Source organism: Acinetobacter sp. SFD, from assembly GCF_001647575.1.
Lineage (GTDB): Bacteria > Pseudomonadota > Gammaproteobacteria > Pseudomonadales > Moraxellaceae > Acinetobacter > Acinetobacter pecorum.
Genome location: NZ_LSZJ01000018.1, coordinates 59,495 through 78,526, shown reverse-complemented (window position 1 = coordinate 78,526; position 19,032 = coordinate 59,495). Strand labels below are relative to the sequence as shown.

The 19,032-nt window shown below is 43.2% G+C and carries 17 protein-coding genes; 7 read left to right on the top strand and 10 right to left on the bottom strand.

The genetic code is table 11. The annotated features are described in order from the left end of the window. Nucleotides 1–322: 322 nt before the first annotated feature. The gene (locus AY605_RS14735) at nucleotides 323–712 is read right to left on the bottom strand and encodes a hypothetical protein (RefSeq protein ID WP_064097122.1); all 390 of its coding nucleotides are present in this window, start codon (nucleotides 710–712) and stop codon (nucleotides 323–325) included. Between the two features lie 53 nt (nucleotides 713–765). Then, nucleotides 766–1,227, bottom strand: a complete 462-nt coding sequence (locus AY605_RS14730; protein ID WP_064097121.1) for a hotdog fold domain-containing protein — start codon at nucleotides 1,225–1,227, stop codon at nucleotides 766–768. 136 nt (nucleotides 1,228–1,363) lie between these two features. On the opposite strand from AY605_RS14730, the gene AY605_RS14725 reads away from it, so the two are divergent. Beyond that, nucleotides 1,364–1,996: a TetR/AcrR family transcriptional regulator gene (locus AY605_RS14725; RefSeq protein WP_064097120.1), complete on the top strand. Its 633-nt coding sequence runs from the start codon at nucleotides 1,364–1,366 to the stop codon at nucleotides 1,994–1,996. Nucleotides 1,997–2,238: 242 nt separating this feature from the next. On the opposite strand, the gene arsC is transcribed toward AY605_RS14725, so the two are convergent. After that, nucleotides 2,239–2,667: an arsenate reductase (glutaredoxin) gene (gene arsC / locus AY605_RS14720; RefSeq protein ID WP_064097119.1), complete on the bottom strand. Its 429-nt coding sequence runs from the start codon at nucleotides 2,665–2,667 to the stop codon at nucleotides 2,239–2,241. Nucleotides 2,668–2,752: 85 nt separating this feature from the next. On the opposite strand from arsC, the gene AY605_RS14715 reads away from it, so the two are divergent. Genes AY605_RS14715 through arsH form a run of 3 tightly spaced genes read left to right on the top strand, consistent with a single transcriptional unit; the run spans nucleotide 2,753 to nucleotide 4,830 of the window. Beyond that, entirely contained in the window at nucleotides 2,753–3,070 is a 318-nt protein-coding gene (locus AY605_RS14715; protein ID WP_064097118.1) for a metalloregulator ArsR/SmtB family transcription factor, read from the top strand. 10 nt (nucleotides 3,071–3,080) lie between these two features. Then, nucleotides 3,081–4,121 (top strand): ACR3 family arsenite efflux transporter, encoded by a 1,041-nt coding sequence (gene arsB, locus AY605_RS14710; protein ID WP_064097117.1) that lies wholly within the window; start codon nucleotides 3,081–3,083, stop codon nucleotides 4,119–4,121. Between the two features lie 4 nt (nucleotides 4,122–4,125). Then, nucleotides 4,126–4,830, top strand: a complete 705-nt coding sequence (gene arsH / locus AY605_RS14705) for an arsenical resistance protein ArsH (RefSeq protein WP_064097116.1) — start codon at nucleotides 4,126–4,128, stop codon at nucleotides 4,828–4,830. 147 nt (nucleotides 4,831–4,977) lie between these two features. Here the strand turns inward: arsH and AY605_RS14700 are convergent, their stop codons facing one another. The 4 genes from AY605_RS14700 to AY605_RS14685 form a co-directional block, all read right to left on the bottom strand. Then, complete coding sequence (locus AY605_RS14700) at nucleotides 4,978–5,568, bottom strand: DUF4142 domain-containing protein (RefSeq protein WP_064097115.1); 591 nt, start codon at nucleotides 5,566–5,568, stop codon at nucleotides 4,978–4,980. A gap of 291 nt (nucleotides 5,569–5,859) precedes the next feature. Further along, a complete protein-coding gene (locus tag AY605_RS14695) occupies nucleotides 5,860–7,974 on the bottom strand; it encodes a TonB-dependent receptor (protein WP_064097114.1) in 2,115 nt (704 codons plus the stop codon). A 320-nt stretch (nucleotides 7,975–8,294) separates the two neighbouring features. Next, on the bottom strand, nucleotides 8,295–10,697 hold the full coding sequence (locus AY605_RS14690) for a glucose/quinate/shikimate family membrane-bound PQQ-dependent dehydrogenase (protein WP_064097113.1): 2,403 nt from the start codon (nucleotides 10,695–10,697) through the stop codon (nucleotides 8,295–8,297). 169 nt (nucleotides 10,698–10,866) lie between these two features. Next, nucleotides 10,867–12,111, bottom strand: a complete 1,245-nt coding sequence (locus tag AY605_RS14685) for a carbohydrate porin (RefSeq protein WP_064097112.1) — start codon at nucleotides 12,109–12,111, stop codon at nucleotides 10,867–10,869. 485 nt (nucleotides 12,112–12,596) lie between these two features. Between AY605_RS14685 and AY605_RS14680 the strand changes: the two genes are divergently transcribed. Together AY605_RS14680 and AY605_RS14675 are read left to right on the top strand one after the other, a co-directional pair. After that, nucleotides 12,597–13,205 (top strand): DUF805 domain-containing protein, encoded by a 609-nt coding sequence (locus tag AY605_RS14680; protein ID WP_064097111.1) that lies wholly within the window; start codon nucleotides 12,597–12,599, stop codon nucleotides 13,203–13,205. A gap of 84 nt (nucleotides 13,206–13,289) precedes the next feature. Next, nucleotides 13,290–13,745, top strand: a complete 456-nt coding sequence (locus tag AY605_RS14675; protein ID WP_064097110.1) for a hypothetical protein — start codon at nucleotides 13,290–13,292, stop codon at nucleotides 13,743–13,745. 166 nt (nucleotides 13,746–13,911) lie between these two features. On the opposite strand, the gene AY605_RS14670 is transcribed toward AY605_RS14675, so the two are convergent. Continuing rightward, nucleotides 13,912–14,559, bottom strand: coding sequence for an HAD-IA family hydrolase (locus AY605_RS14670; protein ID WP_064097109.1), 648 nt, complete (start codon nucleotides 14,557–14,559; stop codon nucleotides 13,912–13,914). Nucleotides 14,560–14,657: 98 nt separating this feature from the next. Here AY605_RS14670 and AY605_RS14665 point away from each other — a divergent pair, with 98 nt between their 5' ends. Continuing rightward, complete coding sequence (locus tag AY605_RS14665) at nucleotides 14,658–15,425, top strand: hydroxymethylpyrimidine/phosphomethylpyrimidine kinase (protein WP_064097131.1); 768 nt, start codon at nucleotides 14,658–14,660, stop codon at nucleotides 15,423–15,425. Nucleotides 15,426–15,497: 72 nt separating this feature from the next. Here AY605_RS14665 and AY605_RS14660 read toward each other — a convergent pair whose 3' ends face one another. After that, nucleotides 15,498–16,556: a DUF1176 domain-containing protein gene (locus AY605_RS14660; RefSeq protein ID WP_064097108.1), complete on the bottom strand. Its 1,059-nt coding sequence runs from the start codon at nucleotides 16,554–16,556 to the stop codon at nucleotides 15,498–15,500. Between the two features lie 3 nt (nucleotides 16,557–16,559). Further along, on the bottom strand, nucleotides 16,560–18,998 hold the full coding sequence (locus AY605_RS14655) for an AI-2E family transporter (RefSeq protein WP_064097107.1): 2,439 nt from the start codon (nucleotides 18,996–18,998) through the stop codon (nucleotides 16,560–16,562). Nucleotides 18,999–19,032: the final 34 nt, after the last annotated feature.

Here is a 19,032-nt window from a genome sequence, read left to right as displayed (position 1 = left end):
GGTTCCAATGGACAACGTTCTCCATTAGATTATGAAAAGGCCCATCAAAAGATGGTTATGTGTGTCTAGAATTTTGGTGGCTATTCAAACGAACCTACAAAAATAAGGTTTAATTCACCCTTATTATCTTGGTAAAACTAATTCAAAAATTAGGCTGTTTAAAAGAGATGACGTTATACGTATCAAAAATGAGAATTCTTAATTCATTAAGAATTCTCATTTATCAGCGGCCATATGATCTTCTAACAACTAAAAGAGAATCTTTTGGGATTTCCACTTTTATTTTTATCTGTACATTATTACCTCTTTAAAATAAGATCTATTATCCTTGTGGAATATTGGCAACAGTGCCGCTATTTTTATTCAACTTATTAATATATAAGAAAAAATATGGAAAACCAATTAATATGTTCGGTAGAATTGTATAAAAAACATGTTTAGTCCCAATATAATGATGAATGAAAGCATAGAGGATCATCAGTGAACCATAGGGAACAAATGCCGAAACAATAAATTTATAGGGCGCAGGAACGTTTCTGTAAGTAAATTCAACTAAACCCGCAACCAAATAGCCGCCAATAAAACTATTTACAGCTTGTGTAAATGCAGAAAGCCAAACATTATCAGCACTATAGTTAATATAATACGTCAAAATACCATAAAGTATTGCAGATAAAAAACCTGTAATCAGCATTCTAGTTTGAGATGTCATCTTCTTAAAACTCCAAGTTATTATTTTGATGGATCATGAATTAAAAAACTAAATCACGCCTTTTTCGCCGATATCCACATGGTAATGGTTGCTTTAAAGACAATTTCATCAAGCTGATCTTTGACTTCAATATTGACCTTATATTCACTCGGTTTGATTAAATCCATTGTTGTTGCAGGTGTGGCCGTTGCGACCAATCCTGTTGTCGCCTTTTTCAGATATTCAACCGTCATACCCTTCGGAATCCAGCGATGCGTAGACGGTACTGTCACTTCGGTCATCGTACCGCCTGAGAGCTCGGCCATATTGCACATTGCAATGGCATGTACGGTGCCTAAATGGTTTGTGACTTTTCTAGATTTTGAAATACTGACTTTACAAAATTCAGGTCGCAATTCCTCAAATTTTGGACTGATACTTGCAAAGTAAGGTGCCTTAAGACATAACGCTTTCGAAAATGCCCATTTCCCGCCAGGTTTAGATGACAGTTTTTCCCATATATTCAGTGTACTCACTACACATCCTCTTTTTTATCATCAATTTTTTAAATTAGAATTATGTTCTGTTTTTGAGTTTTATTCTGTTTTAACTAATTGTCAAGTGACTGATAATTCATTTAAGATTCTGTTTTCTTCAAATTCTGTGTCTGAAATGAATACCATTGCTATTTTTGAAAAGCACTACGCTGGAAGACGAAAACAATTAAAAAAAGAAATCTTAATAACAACATTACAGCTTTTTAATCAAAATGGTATTGAAGCCACGACCATTGAGCAAATCAGGGAAAATTCTGATACCAGTGTTGGAGCGATTTACTATCATTTCGGTACAAAAGAAGGAATTATCGCCAATTTATATTTTTTAGCATTAGATGATCAGGCGATTGAAAGAGAAAAATATTTTAAAAATATCAATAATATAAAAGAATTCATTTTTGTAATTGTCCATAGCTATCTTGATTGGATAGAACAAAATGTAGAACTTGCGAGATTTCAAATTACTGCCCGATATTATGTTTCTACGAGTACATATGAGGATGAATTGACTGAAAAGAATAAGACAAGGAATAAAGCAATTTTTCAGCATTTAAAGTCTGTATATTCAATGGAAAAACTCAAGAAATTACAGTTAAACCTAATCGTTTCATTAATACTAGGTTCAGCTGAAAATTATGCAAAACTATGGCTACTAGAAAAAATTTCTGAGAAACCGTCCAAATATAGAAATGAATTTGCTCAATCAGCTTGGTTATCTGTTGAACGTTTTTTTATAACAGATCAATAATTTTCTACCTTGTTTTGGATCTTGAGTCTAAAAAATTATTTATCAAAAATAACACTGGTTGAGTCGTCTTAAACTCATAATGACATCGGTTGAGTCGCAGTATAATGTCATTATGGTTCGTTAGAAAAACTAAGATACTGAGACGCTTAAAATGTCTGATATCAGCCATTTTAACTTTAAATAAAAAGCCACCCTTGCAGTGGCTTTTTTATGATCTGATTGATCAGCTTAAATTCTGGGATCTATTTCAACCGCTTCCCTGCTTCATCAATAATCATTTCCCCGTCTTCCTTGCTAAAAGCTGCGCGCTGCGGAGCGGAAAGAATATCTAAAACAATTTCTGATGGTCGACACAATCTCACACCAAGTTCAGTCACCACAAATGGACGATTGATCAAAACCGGATATTGCAGCATGAAATCAATCAGTTGATCACCTATCCAATGGCTGCTTTCCAGGTTAAGTTCTTCATAGGGCTTTACATTTTTACGAATCGCTTCACGTACCGACAGACCCGCATCCTGAATTAACTGAATCAGTTCTTCTTTGGTCGGCGGTGTTTTCAGATATTCAATCACCTCGGGTTCCTCACCGGTATTGCGGATCAAGGCCAAGGTATTTCGGGAAGTTCCACATTCAGGATTATGATAAATCTTGATCTTTTGAGACATGAGTTTTCTCAGTGTATATACACAATATTGCTTTTATATACGGATATCCGTATATTCGCAATAGTAAATATATCAGGATATCGTGATGCACCAGACCGATTTTTTCAAATGTCTTGCCGATTCAACACGTTTAGATATTTTAAAGCTGGTCATGGCCAAACAGAATGTCTGCGTCTGTGAATTCACAGAGCAATTAAATCTGAGCCAGCCCAAAATCTCCCGTCATCTGGCCTTATTGAGAAATCTGGGCGTTTTGCTAGATCAACGCCAAGGGCAATGGGTTTATTACCGTTTAAATCCTGATTTGCCGGTCTGGGCAAATGAAGTATTAAAAGTCATCGCACAAGATCCAGAAATTCAAAAGTTAAAATCTACCATTTCATCACCTTGCGAATTATCCTGAGCCCAATATCATGTCTGCTTCAAAAATGTCATTCTTAGATAAGAATCTGACCATCTGGATTTTTATCGCCATGCTGCTGGGGATCGGGATTGGGGTTTTCTTTCCTCAGGCTTCAATTACTTTAGACCGGATGAGTATTGATTCGGTCAATATTCCGATTGCCATTGGTCTGATTATCATGATGTATCCACCACTTGCCAAAGTGGACTATGCCACCTTGCCGCAGGTATTTAAGGATAAACGCACACTTACCCTATCTCTGGTTCAGAACTGGCTGATTGCACCCTGCCTGATGTTTGCATTGGCGCTGATTTTTCTGCAATCCTATCCTGAATATATGACGGGTGTCATCCTGATCGGCTTGGCGCGTTGTATTGCCATGGTGCTGGTCTGGAATGGTCTGGCTTGTGGCGATAACCAGTATGTGGCCGGACTGGTGGCATTTAACAGTATTTTCCAGATCCTGTTTTTCAGTAGCTATGCTTGGCTGTTTTTGACCTTCTTGCCGCCTTATTTTGGTGTGGAAGCACAGGTGATTGATGTCAGCTTCTGGACGATTACCCACGCGGTTCTGGTTTATCTGGGGATTCCATTTTTGCTGGGCTTTTTGACACGTTTGATTCTGGTCAAGCAAAAAGGTCTGGAATGGTATCAAACGAAGTTTATTCCAAAAATCAGTCCGCTCAGCCTGCTGGCTTTGCTGTTTACCATTGTCGCCATGTTTAGCCTTAAAGGCGGTGATGTGGTCAGCCTGCCACTGGATGTACTCAGAATTGCTATTCCCCTGACCATTTATTTCATTGTGATGTTCTTTATCAGCTTCTTTATGAGCAAGTGGATGGGCAATGATTATCCTAAAACTGCGGCCATTTCTTTTACCGCTGCCGGTAATAATTTTGAACTGGCGCTGGCGGTTGCGATTGCCACTTTTGGTCTCGCGTCCCCTGTGGCATTCACCACCGTGATTGGCCCTCTGGTTGAAGTTCCGGTTCTGATTGCGCTGGTCAGCGTTTCATTATGGCTAAGAAAAAAAGTGTTTAAAGAGGCATAACCCGATGGATCTCCCGAATATCAATTTGAATCTGCTAGAAACACCGACGCTGGACAAAGTTCAGGCCAAAGCACTGGATCATCCACCCCGGATTTTGCTGCTGTATGGTTCAAACCGTGAACGGTCCTACAGCCGGCTCGCTGTTCAGGAAGCGGGCCGGATACTGGAATATTTTGGCGCCGAAGTCAGAATCTTCCATCCCAAAGGATTACCCTTACCTGAGGATGCAGATACGAGCCACCTTAAGGTAAAAGAACTGCATGAACTTTTGGCCTGGTCAGAAGGCATGGTCTGGTGTTCACCGGAACGTCATGGTTCGATGAGTTCGATTCTAAAAGCCCAAATTGACTGGATTCCTCTGGCAGCCGGTGCAATTCGTGCGACTCAAGGCAAGACGCTGGCCGTGATGCAGGTTTGTGGTGGTTCGCAATCCTTTAATGCAGTGAATCAGTTGCGTGTTTTAGGACGCTGGATGCGGATGATCACGATTCCAAATCAGTCTTCTGTACCGAAAGCTTTCCTTGAATTTGAAGAAGATGGTCGCATGAAACCATCACCTTATTACAACCGCATTGTGGATGTGATGGAGGAACTCTACAAGTTCACTCTACTCACCCGCGGTCAGTCTGCTTATCTCACCGATCGATATTCTGAACGGATGGAAAGTGCCGAAGAATTATCAAAGCGGGTAAATCAGCAGACAATCTAGTATTTTCCAGATTCTTTCGATTCATCTTTTAAAAACCTCTATATTAAAAAATCCCGCTTAAAAAGCGGGATTTTTTATAAAGCACAATTAAGGGAAAAGTCTGGCATGATCAATGCCAGATTTCCCAATCAAAGGATGAGTTTCAAGTTATTTCATCTTGGCAACGATCTGTTCAGCCTTTTTCAGATGCGCAGCGACCGCAGTACGGGTTTGGGTCAGCATATTTTTTAATTCTGCATTTTTAGCATTCGGAATCAACTGCTTGTCTAGCATGGTCACTACTTTACGATGAACTTCTACCTGACTGGTCATATAGTCTTTATCCGGAGTAGCTGATCGACTCAGCATAGTCACCATCTTGTCGCTGTCATTTTGCAATGATGTACTGATACTGCTTGTTTGTGGCTTCAGATTTAAACGATTTGCCAGGGCCTGAGCTTTTTTCTCATTGGCTGTATGATCAGTAATCATCATTTGTGCATAATTACGGGCTTCTTGCGTTTTCAGTTTTGGCAATGCGGTTTTAGCCTGCTTAATCTCACCATTATTGGCTGTGCTTAATACCTTGATCACCTGACCTTCAGTCAAATTTACACGACTGTCACTCGATACTGCAGAATGCTGCTTCCCAGCGTGCGTAGCTTGCTGGTTCATTGCCATCGTCTGGCCTGCAGCAAAGATTAATGCACCACTGACCGCAACACAGTTCATCATCTTCTTCATTTGAATAGCTTTCATAATGGCACCCTTTAACGTTTTATCGATTAAATTTGCCTTTATAAAGTAGGTGAATTACCTGAAAAACAGTATAAGGTTTGAGTTGTTTTTTTAAGCAAAATATAAAGTGTTTATTAAGTTAGGCAAAGACTGTTGGTGATTAGTTCATTTATTTGATATTTGCAAAAAACTACGTTATTGGACGCTTGCATATAAGTATGACAAGCACTAGTGGTGAGCAAGATTTAAAAAAATCCCGCTGATATAACGGGACCTTTTTATTTTTAATTTAGGAACAGTGAACCATCTGAATTAAAATTCTTTTGTCACACTCAGACCAGCGCTCCAGTTCCGCCCTTCTGCCGGCTCAAAGAAACGGCTATTGCTTTCATTGACAATCACCGAACCAGAATAATCTTTATCAAACAGGTTATCGACCCGTGCAAAAGTATTCACTGACCAATCCGGCATTTTCCATTGATAACCCACATTGGCGCCAGCGACCGTGTAGCTTGGTGCAGTATCAGAATTTAAATCATTCACATAAATCTTGTCGCTATAACGAATATCGAGTCCAATGTGTAGACCATTATCTGGTTTCCAGCCCAGACTTAAAAATGCCTGATTTTTGGCAATCCCTGGAATATAGTTCCCGTCTGTAATGGCAGGAACAGTACCTATAGCAGGAATATCTGCATCAAAAGTGGCATCAATATAGCTATAGCTGGCTTGTGCAGTCAGATCGCGCCACAGGTTTTTGTTCCAGGAGAGTTCCACACCTTCTCTTAAAGTTTTATCGGCATTACGGAAAGTAGAGCGACCATTGTCACTCCCTGCAGAAACAATGTCATTCTTCGTCCTGGTCTGGAAGGCTGCTACGGTGACATCTCCCCACTCACTGGCAGATTTCAAACCGACTTCATAGGTTTCGCTTTCCGCTGCTTTTAAACTTAAGCTGCGGTTTTCAGCAGTATTTGCAGGATAAGACATTTCGGTAAATGTTGGGGTTTCAAAGCCTTGGGCATAACTGGCATAGGCCATCAGCTCAGGTAAGATTTTCCAGCTTAATGCTAAAGATGGCAATAATTTTTGATAATCGGTTTTGCCTGAATTATCGCCATTGGAAAGGAATTTATCTTCAGACTTAAAATGCACATTGCTATAACGCAAGCCGGCATCCAGCGTCCAGTCTGGCAAGAATGCATAGGATGCTTGCAGATATGGATCAAGATTCCACAAGCGATTGTCTTCATCCCGGCGAAGTTCACCTTTTACACCCAAGGTATTGCCTGAAAAGTTTTGATAGCCTTTACGGTCTTCGGTCATGGTATCCACGGCGATACCGGCAATCAGATTAGCATTTGGCAAAATATCTTTAGCTGTCCAGCGCAGGTCAGCACCGTAGAAATGACGGTCAAAATCAATTACGCCACCGGCATGATTGACTCCACTTTGTGCTGTACGCGGAATTGACTGATATTGGGTAACTGCACGCTGTCCCCAATAGGCCATCCCGTAGAGTTCATGCTGATCATTAATCGGTTTATTCCAAGTCATCCCGGTTTGTAGCTGTTCGATTTCTTTACGCGCATTATATAAAAGGACATTCGTAGCGACCTGTTTAGGATTGGCTTGCCACTGTTCGCGAGTCAACCCACCGGGATCATCCGCAGCAATTTTAACGTAATTATTAATCCAGTTAATTTTAGAGCCGTCCTCCAGGTCCCAAGTCAGCTTGGCATTGCTCAGGACTTTATGCGCGCCGCTATGATCCCGGAAACCGTCGGTATCAAAATAGGACGAACTGATCATATAGCTCGGCTCATTGGCATTTTCTGAACCGCCTTGCAAAACTAGCTTGGTCTGCCCTTTATTTTGACTGCCGGCAGAATGACCCAGTTCAATCGAGTCGGTACCTTGCCCCTCTCGCGTGGTGGTTAAAATCGTTCCCCCGGAAGAGTTGCCATACAGTGATGAAAATCCACCACCCAATACTTCAATATGGTCCAGACTGTTCAAATCAATATTCGAGGTTTGTCCCTGTCCATCCGGCATTGTTGCAGGGATTCCATCCACATATAAACGTACACCCCGTACACCAAAACTGGAGCGCGCACCAAAGCCACGCATCGAAATTTGCAGGTCCTGAGCATAGTTTTCACGGTTATTTAACTGCAGTCCTGGAACACCTTTTAATGTTTCCGAAAGGTTCACATTCAGGCTGTTCTCTGGTTGTGCCTGCTCCAGATAATAAACCGATGCAGGCGTGCTCAACTTCTCCCGGTCAGTTCGGGTCGCCTGCACAATAATAGGCGCAAGTTTTTGCACTTCTGTAGCAGTATTTTCAGCATACAGCGTCTGGCTCATACAGGCGATTAAACAGGATAATGTGGTTTTTACAGGGAGATGTCGAAATTGATGCTGCATATTTTGTAGGTTCCAGTTATCTCTATGACTTAGAAAACTCATAAGCTGCCGAAGCACATCACATGATTAATTCTATAAGCCGGTTTGATCTTCAATGATCAGTAGATCGAGTTTGCTTGATCAGATTACAAGTAGAAATTTTAGTTTTAAGCTGCGTGGTCAATAGAAGTCACCTATCAAAGCAATTTATCAAAATCTTTGTTTACTTCATTCAATATCGTGCAGCCCACATGATTTTCTTTAATATTCTAAAGGTTTATAAAAAAACTGATGGGAAAGCCTGACGAATCAGGCTTTTCCATACAACAACAGAGAGTCAGTTACTTATTGTCTGGCAAGGCATAAGCCACCAGAGAGTCGCCCATTTTGGTACCAAAGGAACCATGACCACCCGCCATAATGACCACATACTGCTTGCCATTGGCTTCATAAGTCATTGGTGTAGCCTGACCACCTGCAGGTAGACGGCCTTTCCACAACTCATCACCGTTGTTCACATTAATGGCACGGATATAGTTATCTTGAGTTCCACCCACAAACATTACGTTACCCGCAGTTGAAATAGGTCCACCCAGCATCGGCACACCCATTTTGAATGGTGGCAATGGGATGCCCGGCATACTGTCACGAATGGTACCGATGCGGCGTTTCCAGGCCACTTCATGAGTATTTAAATCCACACCTGCAACAAAGCCCCATGATGGCTGTTTACACGGCAGCCCAAACGGAGACAGGAACGCACTGATTTCAACGCCATAAGGCACGCCATACATCGGTTGAACGCCGGCTTCTGTGCCTGCACCTTTAGCCGTCTTAGGACGGTTCGGATCTTGAGGAATCAGTTTTGATACAAATGGCAAGCCAATCGGATTGGTCAGTGCAATTTGACGGTCCGGATTCACCGACATACCACCCCATTCAAACACACCCAGGTTACCCGGGAAGACCAGCGTCCCATTTTCAGAAGGTGGGGTATAAATGCCATCGTAATTCAGTTTGTGGAACGCAACACGGCAGACCAACTGGTCGAACATGGTCGCACCCCACATCTGTTTATCGGTCAATTTCTCTTGTGGCGCCAGATTAAAATCAGAGAACGGTTGAGTTTTAGAATAGAACTCGCCTTTGGTCTGAGGGCCACGCTTCACAGATTGTGGTACCGGTTTTTCGGTAATCGGTACAATGGCTTTACCATTACGACGATCCAGCACAAAAGCATTCCCGGTTTTGGTCAAGACATAAATAGCCGGAATCATATTCCCGTTTTTGTCTTTGATCTCGGTCAATGTCGGCTGTGAAGGTACGTCCATATCCCACAAATCGTGATGGGTAGTCTGGAAGTTCCATACCAGCTTACCGGTCGTCGCATTCAAGGCCAGCATCGAGTTGGCATAACGCTCGTCTAACTCGGTACGGTGACCACCGTAAATATCCGGGGTACCGACACCCGTTGGCACGTAGACGATATCCAGCTCTGCATCATAGGCCAAAGGTGCCCAAGCATTTGGAGAGTTATGTACAAATTTCTGACCCGGTGCAGGAATTAAATTCGGATCCTCAGCACCTGTATCAAATACCCAAAGCAGTTCACCGGTATTGACATCATAACCACGGATCACACCTGACGGTTCTTCAGTTGAATAGTTATCTGTGGTTGAACCCGCAATAATAATGGTGGTGCCGGTTACTACAGGCGGTGAGGTTGGAATATAACCGCCCGGATATGGGAATGGCATATCTTTTTGCAGATCAACTTCACCATTTTTACCAAAGTCAGAGCAGACTTTACCGGTGGTTGCATTTACCGCAACCAGACGCCCATCATTGACCGGTAAAATGACTTTTTGTGGACATTCAGCAGAGCTGCTTTTTTTCGAAGCGAGACTAGTTTCAAAACCAGCCGTATTGTTGACATCATAATAAGATACACCACGGCAGGTTAAATGCTGATAGGTATGATCAGCTTTTAGTTTTGGATCATAGGTCCATTTCGCCTTACCAGTTGCCGGATCAAGCGCAGTCAATTTCTGGTGAGTGGTACAGATGTACATGTTGTCACCCACCTTGATTGGAGTAACCTGATTGGTGGTTTCGCCCGAGTCATTTTCAGTCTTGAATTCGCCCGTGTGATATTCCCAAGCCACCTGCAAATCTTTGACATTTTCAGTATTAATCTGCTTTAAGGGTGAATAACGTAAACCGGACTGGGTACGGCCATAAGCAGGCCAGTCTTCATCTGCCACACCGGGGATTGGCTGGTGGGCAGCAGGCTGCTTGGATTTTAATTCACCGCGAATTTCTTGCGGGTCATTAAATACAGAATAAATCATGACAGCGATGGTAATGGCCAGTGAACTGCCTAGGGCAATTTTCGCACCTTTGCTTTGATCAAAACCGCGTGTTACCGCCGGAATCAGCAGAGCCAGACCAAACAGACCTAAAATATCCAAACGCGGCGCAAGTGCAAAGAAATCTGAACCGACTTCCCACAGCCCCCACACCACCGTTGCCAAAACGAATACGGCATAAACCAGGAGTGCAGCGCTCTTTCGTCGATATAACAGCACTGCGGTTGCAATAAAGAGTATACCTGCAATGATGTAGTACCAAGACCCACCCAGCACTGCAAGATAAATCCCTCCAATCAGCAGTCCTACACCGAAAACAGCGGCAATGACTGCTAGAATCGTTCTCAATACCGAACCTGAAGATGAAGTATTCATATTGAACGCCTATAAAAGTTTTTTTGAAAGCTCATGTACCAGACTGGCATAAGCACCCTTATTGTTAAATTCTTAGTTAGAAATACATCAATGTCTTAAGCAGGCATTACTCATCAAAGCAATAAAAGATTTAGAGATTCAATAGTGTATTTACAACTAAAAACTGTTTTTAGAATGATGTATTGAACTTGATTCCACCTACCCAGACATTTTCACCATCTTTATATGCACCGACGTGACGAACATATTGCACATTCGGGCGAATGGTGAGCCAGGGAGTGGCATGCAAACCATAGTAAATTTCTGCATCGACTTCTTGATGATGGTTACCAATGACATCGTCATTCATATTGATCCTTGCAATACCAAATGCGATTTCATCTTGAGGACGTGAATCCATTGCACCCTTATAAACCAACCCGATATTTTGCATATCGGTGACACTATTGGTTTTGGAATCATGCACTGTTGCATTCAAAAAGCCGGTCAAACCACGCGAAGTATCTCCGTCATGTGCAGTAAATTGCTGCTTGGCTACCACCCAGCCCCCATGGTGATGATCGGTTTGATCTGGATTGGAAATGACTTCAGCCTCCGCTGTGCTGTAGTAATAACCGGCGCGGTATTCACCCGGCAATTTTTGTACGCCCACTTTCGGTGTCCAGACCACTTCTGCAGGAAGCATTGCCCCTTTTGAACCATCCGTGCTCAGGTTAAATCCTTTACCACGATGATTGGCATTTTCAGGGTTGTATTCATAAGCACCCACCTGGGCATAAAGTTCAGGGCTAATGTTGTATTTGACCCGTGCTGCCCATTGGCTTACCGGCCAATTATACCACTGATCACCAACCCAGTTCCCGACTTGCGAGCCACACAGTGCCAGGTTCTGGAAATCGCAGTCAAAACTATTGAAGTCTTCACCTTCGCCGAAGCGTCCGACTTTCACATCCAGTTTTTGTTCCAGGAATTGTTTCTTGATCCATAAATCAGTCAGACGCCAGGTTTGACCACGGCCCCAGACCTCTTGCACTGAACTCAAATGGTCATTTAAAGCAGCAGAGCTTTGAGAAAGTGAATGACCATTACGCTGGGTGACAGTAATTTGCGCTTCGGTATCTTGCCAGCCTGCAATTTTAGCCAGATCCAGATGAGTCCCAAAAACAAACTGGTCTGCATATTCAGTTCTATGGCTTGAAGATCTCTGGGCATCAATCAAGCTTGCCATTTCACCGGTATAACCAAAATTTAAATCATAACCTTGTTGTTGCAACTGGGTACGTTTTCCGTTCCAGTCACCAAACATCCATAGGCTTTCTGTACTGAAAGCGGTCTCGGCATGCGTAACTGTAGTGGTCAAGAGTAGAGAAGCACAGCAAAGGTAAATGGCTTTGGATAATGGGGAGATATACATTAAATGTGATACCCTCATCACAAAATATGAAGTTTCTTATTGTATGCCTGTTGGGTTTTAAAAATTGTTACTAATAAATTAAAAATATGAATAAAATGTTGTTATTATTAGTATTATTATATATTTTTTGTAAACACAAAAACCATAACTAACTGTTTATTATGATGTTATATATTAAGACATAAAACCATATCCTAAATATAAAAGTTGATATTTACAGAGTAAATTGAGCTTGAATTTCAGATAAAAGCTTCACAAATAAATCAACTGGATTACTGTTTTACCTTCTTTATTCTTAATAATCCGGTATCTCCATTTTTCCTGAATTGAAGATCGAAGTACTGAGGCTATAACACTTCTGAATATATGAGAAAACTGCTGCCATTTCACTATGAATTTTTAAAAATCAGGTTATGCTAAAGTTATTCTGATAAGAAATCACCTCGCGTTAAAACAATAATCCAGCTTGATAGACGAGAACCAGCATGAAAGGCTCAATCCTTAATTTTTCTATCCAAAACAATACCGGGGTGATCTCGGGGGATGATAACCAGCACTATACTTTTAATGGTGCAGACTGGCGTGCAGAACGTCCGCCATCACGCGGAGATCGGGTCGATTTTATCGTAAACAGCGCGGGTGAAGCCTCTGATGTTTATCTGGCTCTGGGCAATTCCATTTATCTCGGGGAAAAAATTTCCAGTGAGCTCGGTAAATATTCCAATCTGGATCAGGCCGAGGAAAACTACAGCAGCATTGACTGGTTTGTAAAATGTCTGACCAACTATGCAAATTTTTCTGGCCGGGCACGCCGTAAAGAATTTTGGTTTTTTATGCTGTTTTGTGTAATTTTAGGCATTATTGCTGAGGTCATAGATACAGTTTTAGGCACTGAACCCATAGTAAATAGCCTGCTTAATCTGGCACTTCTGGTCCCGAGTCTGGCAGTTGGCGCGCGTCGTTTACATGATATTGGACGCTCTGGTTGGTGGCAATTACTGATGCTTACCGTGATTGGTGTTCTTGTATTGATCTGGTGGTGGGCAACTGAAACCAGACCACAAAACAATGAATATGGTCCTCCTGCCAAATAACCGAACCTTACAAATCCCGTCTTGATGCTATAGACGTTTATCGCTTATTTAGTGGGTAAATATCAACAAAATCAGACCTTACCAATGCTGCAACAACAATTAGTAAAATTTCCAGATGCTGTATGGGTGCAAATTTATAAAGACAAAATGCAGCTAATGGATATAGATGGCACGATCACACATACACGCCTACCGGATGTACCTTATGACCATCCCCGGAGTATTATTGCCGACTTTGATGCAGCCGCAGTGACCCTAAAACAGCTGTTACCCTCACCGGTCATGAAAAGGCTATTCAGCCCTATAGCATTGCTGCAAATCATGGATTTGCCGGAAGATGGTTTAACTGAAGTTGAAAAGCGCGCTTTGCTCGAACTCGGTTATGAAAGTAAGGTGCAAAATGTCATCCTGTTTGATCACGCAGGAAATGCGCTGACCCAAGCCAATCTTCCCTCCCAACATCGCCTGACGATCATCAAAATTTTTCTGATGATCGTCATTATGGTGGTGCTGGCATCGAGCTGGTTCTTGACGCTTTAAATATTCGACCCATAAAAAAACTCTATGGCCTGCAGGATGCTAATACGGCTTATAATTTCATCATAAGAGAGCTGATAGCCAGATAGTATATTCGCTATAAATAAAGCAGCTTATAGACATCACCTCTCTAAAAATCAGCTCAAATAAAATAAGCAAAAATTAGGGTTTATTTAAAATAATCTAGCAACTGATTAAAGCGGTCTATTTGATATTTAGGTTGTGCCAGTGCTAATTCTTGCTGACTGCCATAGCCATAATTTACCGCAATAGTCTCCATACCATTTTGACGGGCACCCAAAATGTCATGCTCACGGTCACCGACCATCATGCATTGATCGGCCTGTAACTGTTGCTGCGCTAAAATATACTGAATCAGCTCAGCTTTATTGGTTCGCTCGCCATTCAGCTCACTGCCATAAATTTCTGTAAAATACTGGGCCAGATCAAAATGCTCCAGAATCTGTTTGGCATACACTGTCGGTTTTGCCGTAGCGACAAACAAGCGATAGCCCCGGCGTTTCAGTTCTGCCAAGGTTGCTGCTACACCCTCAAAAACATGATTTTCATAAAGACCCTTCACTGCAAAGCGCTCCCGATAAGCCATCAGAGCCTGCTCGGCCTGAACATGATCGGCTTCAACATTTAAGATTTTGGCCAGCGAGGCTTTTAAGGGAGGGCCAATAATCCAGTCAATATTGATCTCATCGCTAATCGGATGACCAATCTTTTCCAGACCATAGCGCGCAGACGTCGTAATCCCCACTTTCGGGTCAGTTAATGTTCCATCCAGATCAATTAAAATATTCTTAATCACCGCCTATCCCCTCTCATCGGCACCGATATAAATTAATATCGAGAGTTCATTCAAATTTGCCTATACTAATGCAATTTTAGTGAATGAAGGACATCATTTTGCGCCCTACCGTACTTTGCTTTTCCGGTTTAGACCCTTCAGGTGGAGCCGGCCTTCAAGCAGATATTGAAGCCATTGGTCAAAGTGGTGCACATGCGGCAATTGCCTGCACAGCCCTCACCATTCAAAATTCACAGCAGGTTTTTGGTTTCGAAGCCACTTCCAGAGAATTGCTATTGGCACAGGCCAATGCGGTGGTAAATGACCTGCCCATTCGTTGCGTAAAATCCGGCATGTTAGGCACTACAGACAATATCGCGGCTCTGGCCGAATTTCTGACTGCACATCCAGATTATCTGTATGTGCTGGATCCGGTTTTGGTCGCCAATAGTGGCGGCTCGCTGGGCAATCAGGCAACGTTAGTCAAAGCATTTACCCAGCTTATTCCATTGGCCACCATCCTAACGCCAAATACAGTTGAACTGCGTGCCTTGACCGGTGAACAAGACCTCAAACTGGCCACTCAAAAATTATTTGAAATGGGTGCAAAGGCGGTTTTGGTCAAAGGTGGCCATGAAGATACGCCTGATTATATTCAGAACAGCCTGTATATTGCAGGTGAGTTGATTAACGAAACCCGTTGTCCCCGTTTGCCAGGTGAATATCATGGTTCAGGCTGTTCACTGGCCAGTTTCATAGCCGGGCGTCTGGCTATGGGCGATCAGTTAAAAACAGCAGTACAGTATGCTGAAACCTGGCTATTTGGGGTATTAAAAAATGCTGAAATTCCTGTTCCAAATGGCCAGAGAATTCCAAAGCGTTTTTAAGATCACATGATTTAAAATTAAAAAGCCTGAATGCTTCAGGCTTTTTTTATCGCTGCTATTTTTTAAATAAGACTATTTGGCCGGATAAATGACTTTGCTTACATAGGTCGGAAAATTCCAGGCACCGCCAGCAAAGCCTTTGCATTGCACGGTCAGACTACTGAAGCTTTTGACAAATTTCTTGCCATTCCAGGCCCATTGTTCCTGACGAACACAATCACCCAAACCGCGCACTTTTTGCCCGGAAAATATCTGGCCTTTATTAAAGATTTCTCCCGAAGTGGTTACCAGCTGCTTCAACTGCCTGTTCTGGTCCATCAGCCAGAAACCACTGCCCACATTATAAGCCCCGCGCCAGCATGGAATCTGAACCAGCTGATTTTGAGCATTGATGGGATAAATTGTCATGACATCATCCGACATAAAATTCTGGCTAAACAGCAAGTCACACTGATCCTCGTTGGTAGTCGCTTGCAGTTTTCGAATCATTTGCTGACTGGCTGTCGTCTTCAGTTTCGCTTGAGTGACTTTGCCTGACTGATATTTTGGTATCTGAATTTTCGGTATCGCTGCGGCTTTGAGGACCGTCTGATCGGACTTTTTTCCCGGCCTGATCAAGGCTGAGGATGTAGAAAGTCGACGCTGAAATTCATCCATCTTGAGTAAAACGGCACTGGCTCCAGCGGTCGATAAGTTCCAGCGTGATTGCGTATTCTTAAATACAACTGGAGCTGTTCCCTGTACAACTTTTAGCAAGGCTCGCGTTTGATCATTACTGAGTTGCCCTATTCCCTCCCGATTCAGACCAATCATGCCATAAGCTGTATTGGCAATTTGCAACTGAAGCTGTCGAGTGGGCGTGGCCATCGTTAAGGGTAAAATCTGGACCCGAGCTTTGATGTTACTATTCACACCCGCAGCACGCTCTAATAGCACCGAAACTGGCCGGTCCATGTCTGAGTCAGATTGATATCCGGCAGCACGGCAGGTCCCGGTATTATCACAGGCAATTTCCCAATCCTTATGTGAAAAATGCAGGCCCTGAATAGCTGCCATACTCAATGAACTGATACTGGCCAAGGCGAATGTGACACTCATGGTTTTGATGCTGTAGATCCATTTTTGTTTCATCATTTAGTCCTTTTTTAAAACGCTTACCGAGCTGGCTGGCTGCATCTGTTCAATCTGCTTCTGTTTATCTTTTTTCTTGCGCTCATTGCTCAGGGTTGCCATCAAATCCTGTGCCAAAGCCTTAAGCAAGATCATATCTTCCGCCTGCATCTGTCTTGGTCGCTTGTCCAGCAAACACAGACTCCCCAGCGCTATTCCATTTTTATCTTTTAAGGGCACACCGGCATAGAAACGGATATGCTGCTGTCTTAATTCTGACAGATGTGGAAAGCGAGGGTCACGCTGCAGGTCTTCTATCACCAAAGGCTCATTTTGATAGAGCAGATGAGTGCAGACTGAATCCTTGCACATTTGTCGGGTTGCTACAGGTTCTTGGGTAAAAGGACTGACCGGAATATACATTTCATGCTGATTCAGCCAGGAAATTTGTGCGTAATCAACGTCAAAGGCCTGACGGGCTTCTTCAATATATTGTTTATAAAGGATCTGATGACGATGATCCAATAAACCCAATTCATTTAAAGCCTGTTGTCGTTCTTTTTCATTCTTGATCTCCAGATTCTCAAACCAGCTTTCCCCTTCATCCAAGGTATAAGTCTCGACAGTCAGAATCAGATCATCGACATTATTGACCAGTGCCTCCAGCTCAAAACGTTGTTGCAGTTCATCCAGAAGCTCTAGCTGTGTCACACCCCAAGTCGCAAAAATGATTTTCAAATCAGGATATTGCTGTGTCAAATTATATTTCAGCAAACGAATCTGTGCCGCAGGCGCATGATGAAAAATCGACACGCATAAAATTTTGGTTGAAGCTGGCAATACAATGCCCTTTTCAGATTCGCCCGATTGAATCAGCACATTCGGATCATTCCGGGCAGCAATCTGTTTAAGATTCAGGGTGTGCGCCAACATGGCAGAAATCTGGGTATCAATTTCCCAACGCGCACCAACGCAATAGACTTCGGGCTGCTCGGCATTTAATTTGCTCGGATAAGCTTTTTGAAACGCATGATTAAAGAACTGCAAGCCCTGATAAAGGCGCAACCGGTGTTCGGCAGTAATATCGCTATCATGTCCTTGCGAATAAATCCGAATGGCTGGAATGGCCACTTCGCCATAGAACATTTGTACACGACGAGCCACCTCCTCCGCACTAGGCTTTTTCGGTAATTGTGCACAGATATAATCATTGGCTACCTGCATTGCATCATTGACTTCATCAGCCACCAGTCTCTGGTAAAAACGCTCGGAGGGGGACAATACTGGCGTACTGCCGAGCAGGGTTTTGACAAAACCCAGTGCCGGCACATAATTGGACAAAACCAGCAGACAGGCAGTTAAAGGCGTCGACAAGATTAGCCCCACCGGTCCCCAGAGAGTGGTCCAGAACGTGGCAGCCAGAATAATTGCCAAAGTAGACAGACCGGTACTTTCCCCATAGAGCCACGGTTCAATCACGTTATTGCTGATAAGTTCCAGCACCAGTATCAAGGCTATAGTCCACAGCACCATGTCCCAGCCCGGATCAACGGCGAAGGCCAGCGTAATCGGAAAAATAGCTGAAACGATCGGGCCAACATAGGGCACAAAACGCATAACTACCGCGATCAGTCCCCACATGATCGCTGCCGGCACACCAATCACCAGCAGTCCAATCGCCATGGGAATACCATAGGTCACATTGACCAGCAGCTGCATGCGCAAATAGGTTCCGATACTTTTGGCGGCATCATCAAGCGCATCGGTTCCGATATTCAAATTACCGCCCAAGAGCTTCAGAAAGCGGTCATGCAGGTCTTTGCGATTGAGTAAAATTAATACCATGAACAGGAACACAATCCCGATAATTGCCAGCGGATTCAGGATCTTATTTAACCAGTCCAGTGCAGCTTCTTCACTCGAGGGTTCCAGGCCTACTACTTTGACATTCTGGACATTCGGGTCATCTTTTTCCTGATCTGGAACTTCTATCGAGTTCTCTACCGTGTCAAAGGTCTGGATTGCGCCATCCCACATACTCGGCCCCTGACGATAGTCCTTGAGCATATTCAGTTTTTTCTGGATGGTGTCCTGATATTGCGGCAGCTCCTGACTCAGCTTGCCAAGCTGCACCCCCAAATAGGTTGCAGTACCCCCCAAAAATGACAAGGTCAGGCACATAACCAGTCCAATTGCGCCCCATTGAGGACAGCCCCAGCGTTTTAGACGGGAAACCAGTGGGGAGAGCAAAAATGCCAGCAGAATAGCCAAGGCCAGAGGGAGAAAAATATCACGGCCAAAATATAGTGCCATTATCACGACGGCAGCTATGACAAAGCCAGCCATCATTCTAAGTGCATGTTGGGTGCGCTGCTGCTCGGACTGATCCGGCATGAAGACTTCATTCTGCTGTTGCAGGTTGCTTGGTTGTGATTGTATTTGACTGTTCTTGTTGTTAGCCACCTGAAAAGTCCTAAACTATTATTCCTTCAACACA

Bases quoted from the DNA above. Each gene is read 5' to 3' on its own strand.
- AY605_RS14735 (WP_064097122.1), bottom strand. From the start codon at position 712: ATGACATCTCAAACTAGAATGCTGATTACAGGTTTTTTATCTGCAATA.
- AY605_RS14725 (WP_064097120.1), top strand. From the start codon at position 1,364: ATGAATACCATTGCTATTTTTGAAAAGCACTACGCTGGAAGACGAAAA.
- arsC (WP_064097119.1), bottom strand. From the start codon at position 2,667: ATGTCTCAAAAGATCAAGATTTATCATAATCCTGAATGTGGAACTTCC.
- AY605_RS14715 (WP_064097118.1), top strand. From the start codon at position 2,753: ATGCACCAGACCGATTTTTTCAAATGTCTTGCCGATTCAACACGTTTA.
- arsB (WP_064097117.1), top strand. From the start codon at position 3,081: ATGTCTGCTTCAAAAATGTCATTCTTAGATAAGAATCTGACCATCTGG.
- arsH (WP_064097116.1), top strand. From the start codon at position 4,126: ATGGATCTCCCGAATATCAATTTGAATCTGCTAGAAACACCGACGCTG.
- AY605_RS14700 (WP_064097115.1), bottom strand. From the start codon at position 5,568: ATGAAAGCTATTCAAATGAAGAAGATGATGAACTGTGTTGCGGTCAGT.
- AY605_RS14695 (WP_064097114.1), bottom strand. From the start codon at position 7,974: ATGCAGCATCAATTTCGACATCTCCCTGTAAAAACCACATTATCCTGT.
- AY605_RS14690 (WP_064097113.1), bottom strand. From the start codon at position 10,697: ATGAATACTTCATCTTCAGGTTCGGTATTGAGAACGATTCTAGCAGTC.
- AY605_RS14685 (WP_064097112.1), bottom strand. From the start codon at position 12,111: ATGTATATCTCCCCATTATCCAAAGCCATTTACCTTTGCTGTGCTTCT.
- AY605_RS14680 (WP_064097111.1), top strand. From the start codon at position 12,597: ATGAAAGGCTCAATCCTTAATTTTTCTATCCAAAACAATACCGGGGTG.
- AY605_RS14675 (WP_064097110.1), top strand. From the start codon at position 13,290: ATGCTGCAACAACAATTAGTAAAATTTCCAGATGCTGTATGGGTGCAA.
- AY605_RS14660 (WP_064097108.1), bottom strand. From the start codon at position 16,556: ATGAAACAAAAATGGATCTACAGCATCAAAACCATGAGTGTCACATTC.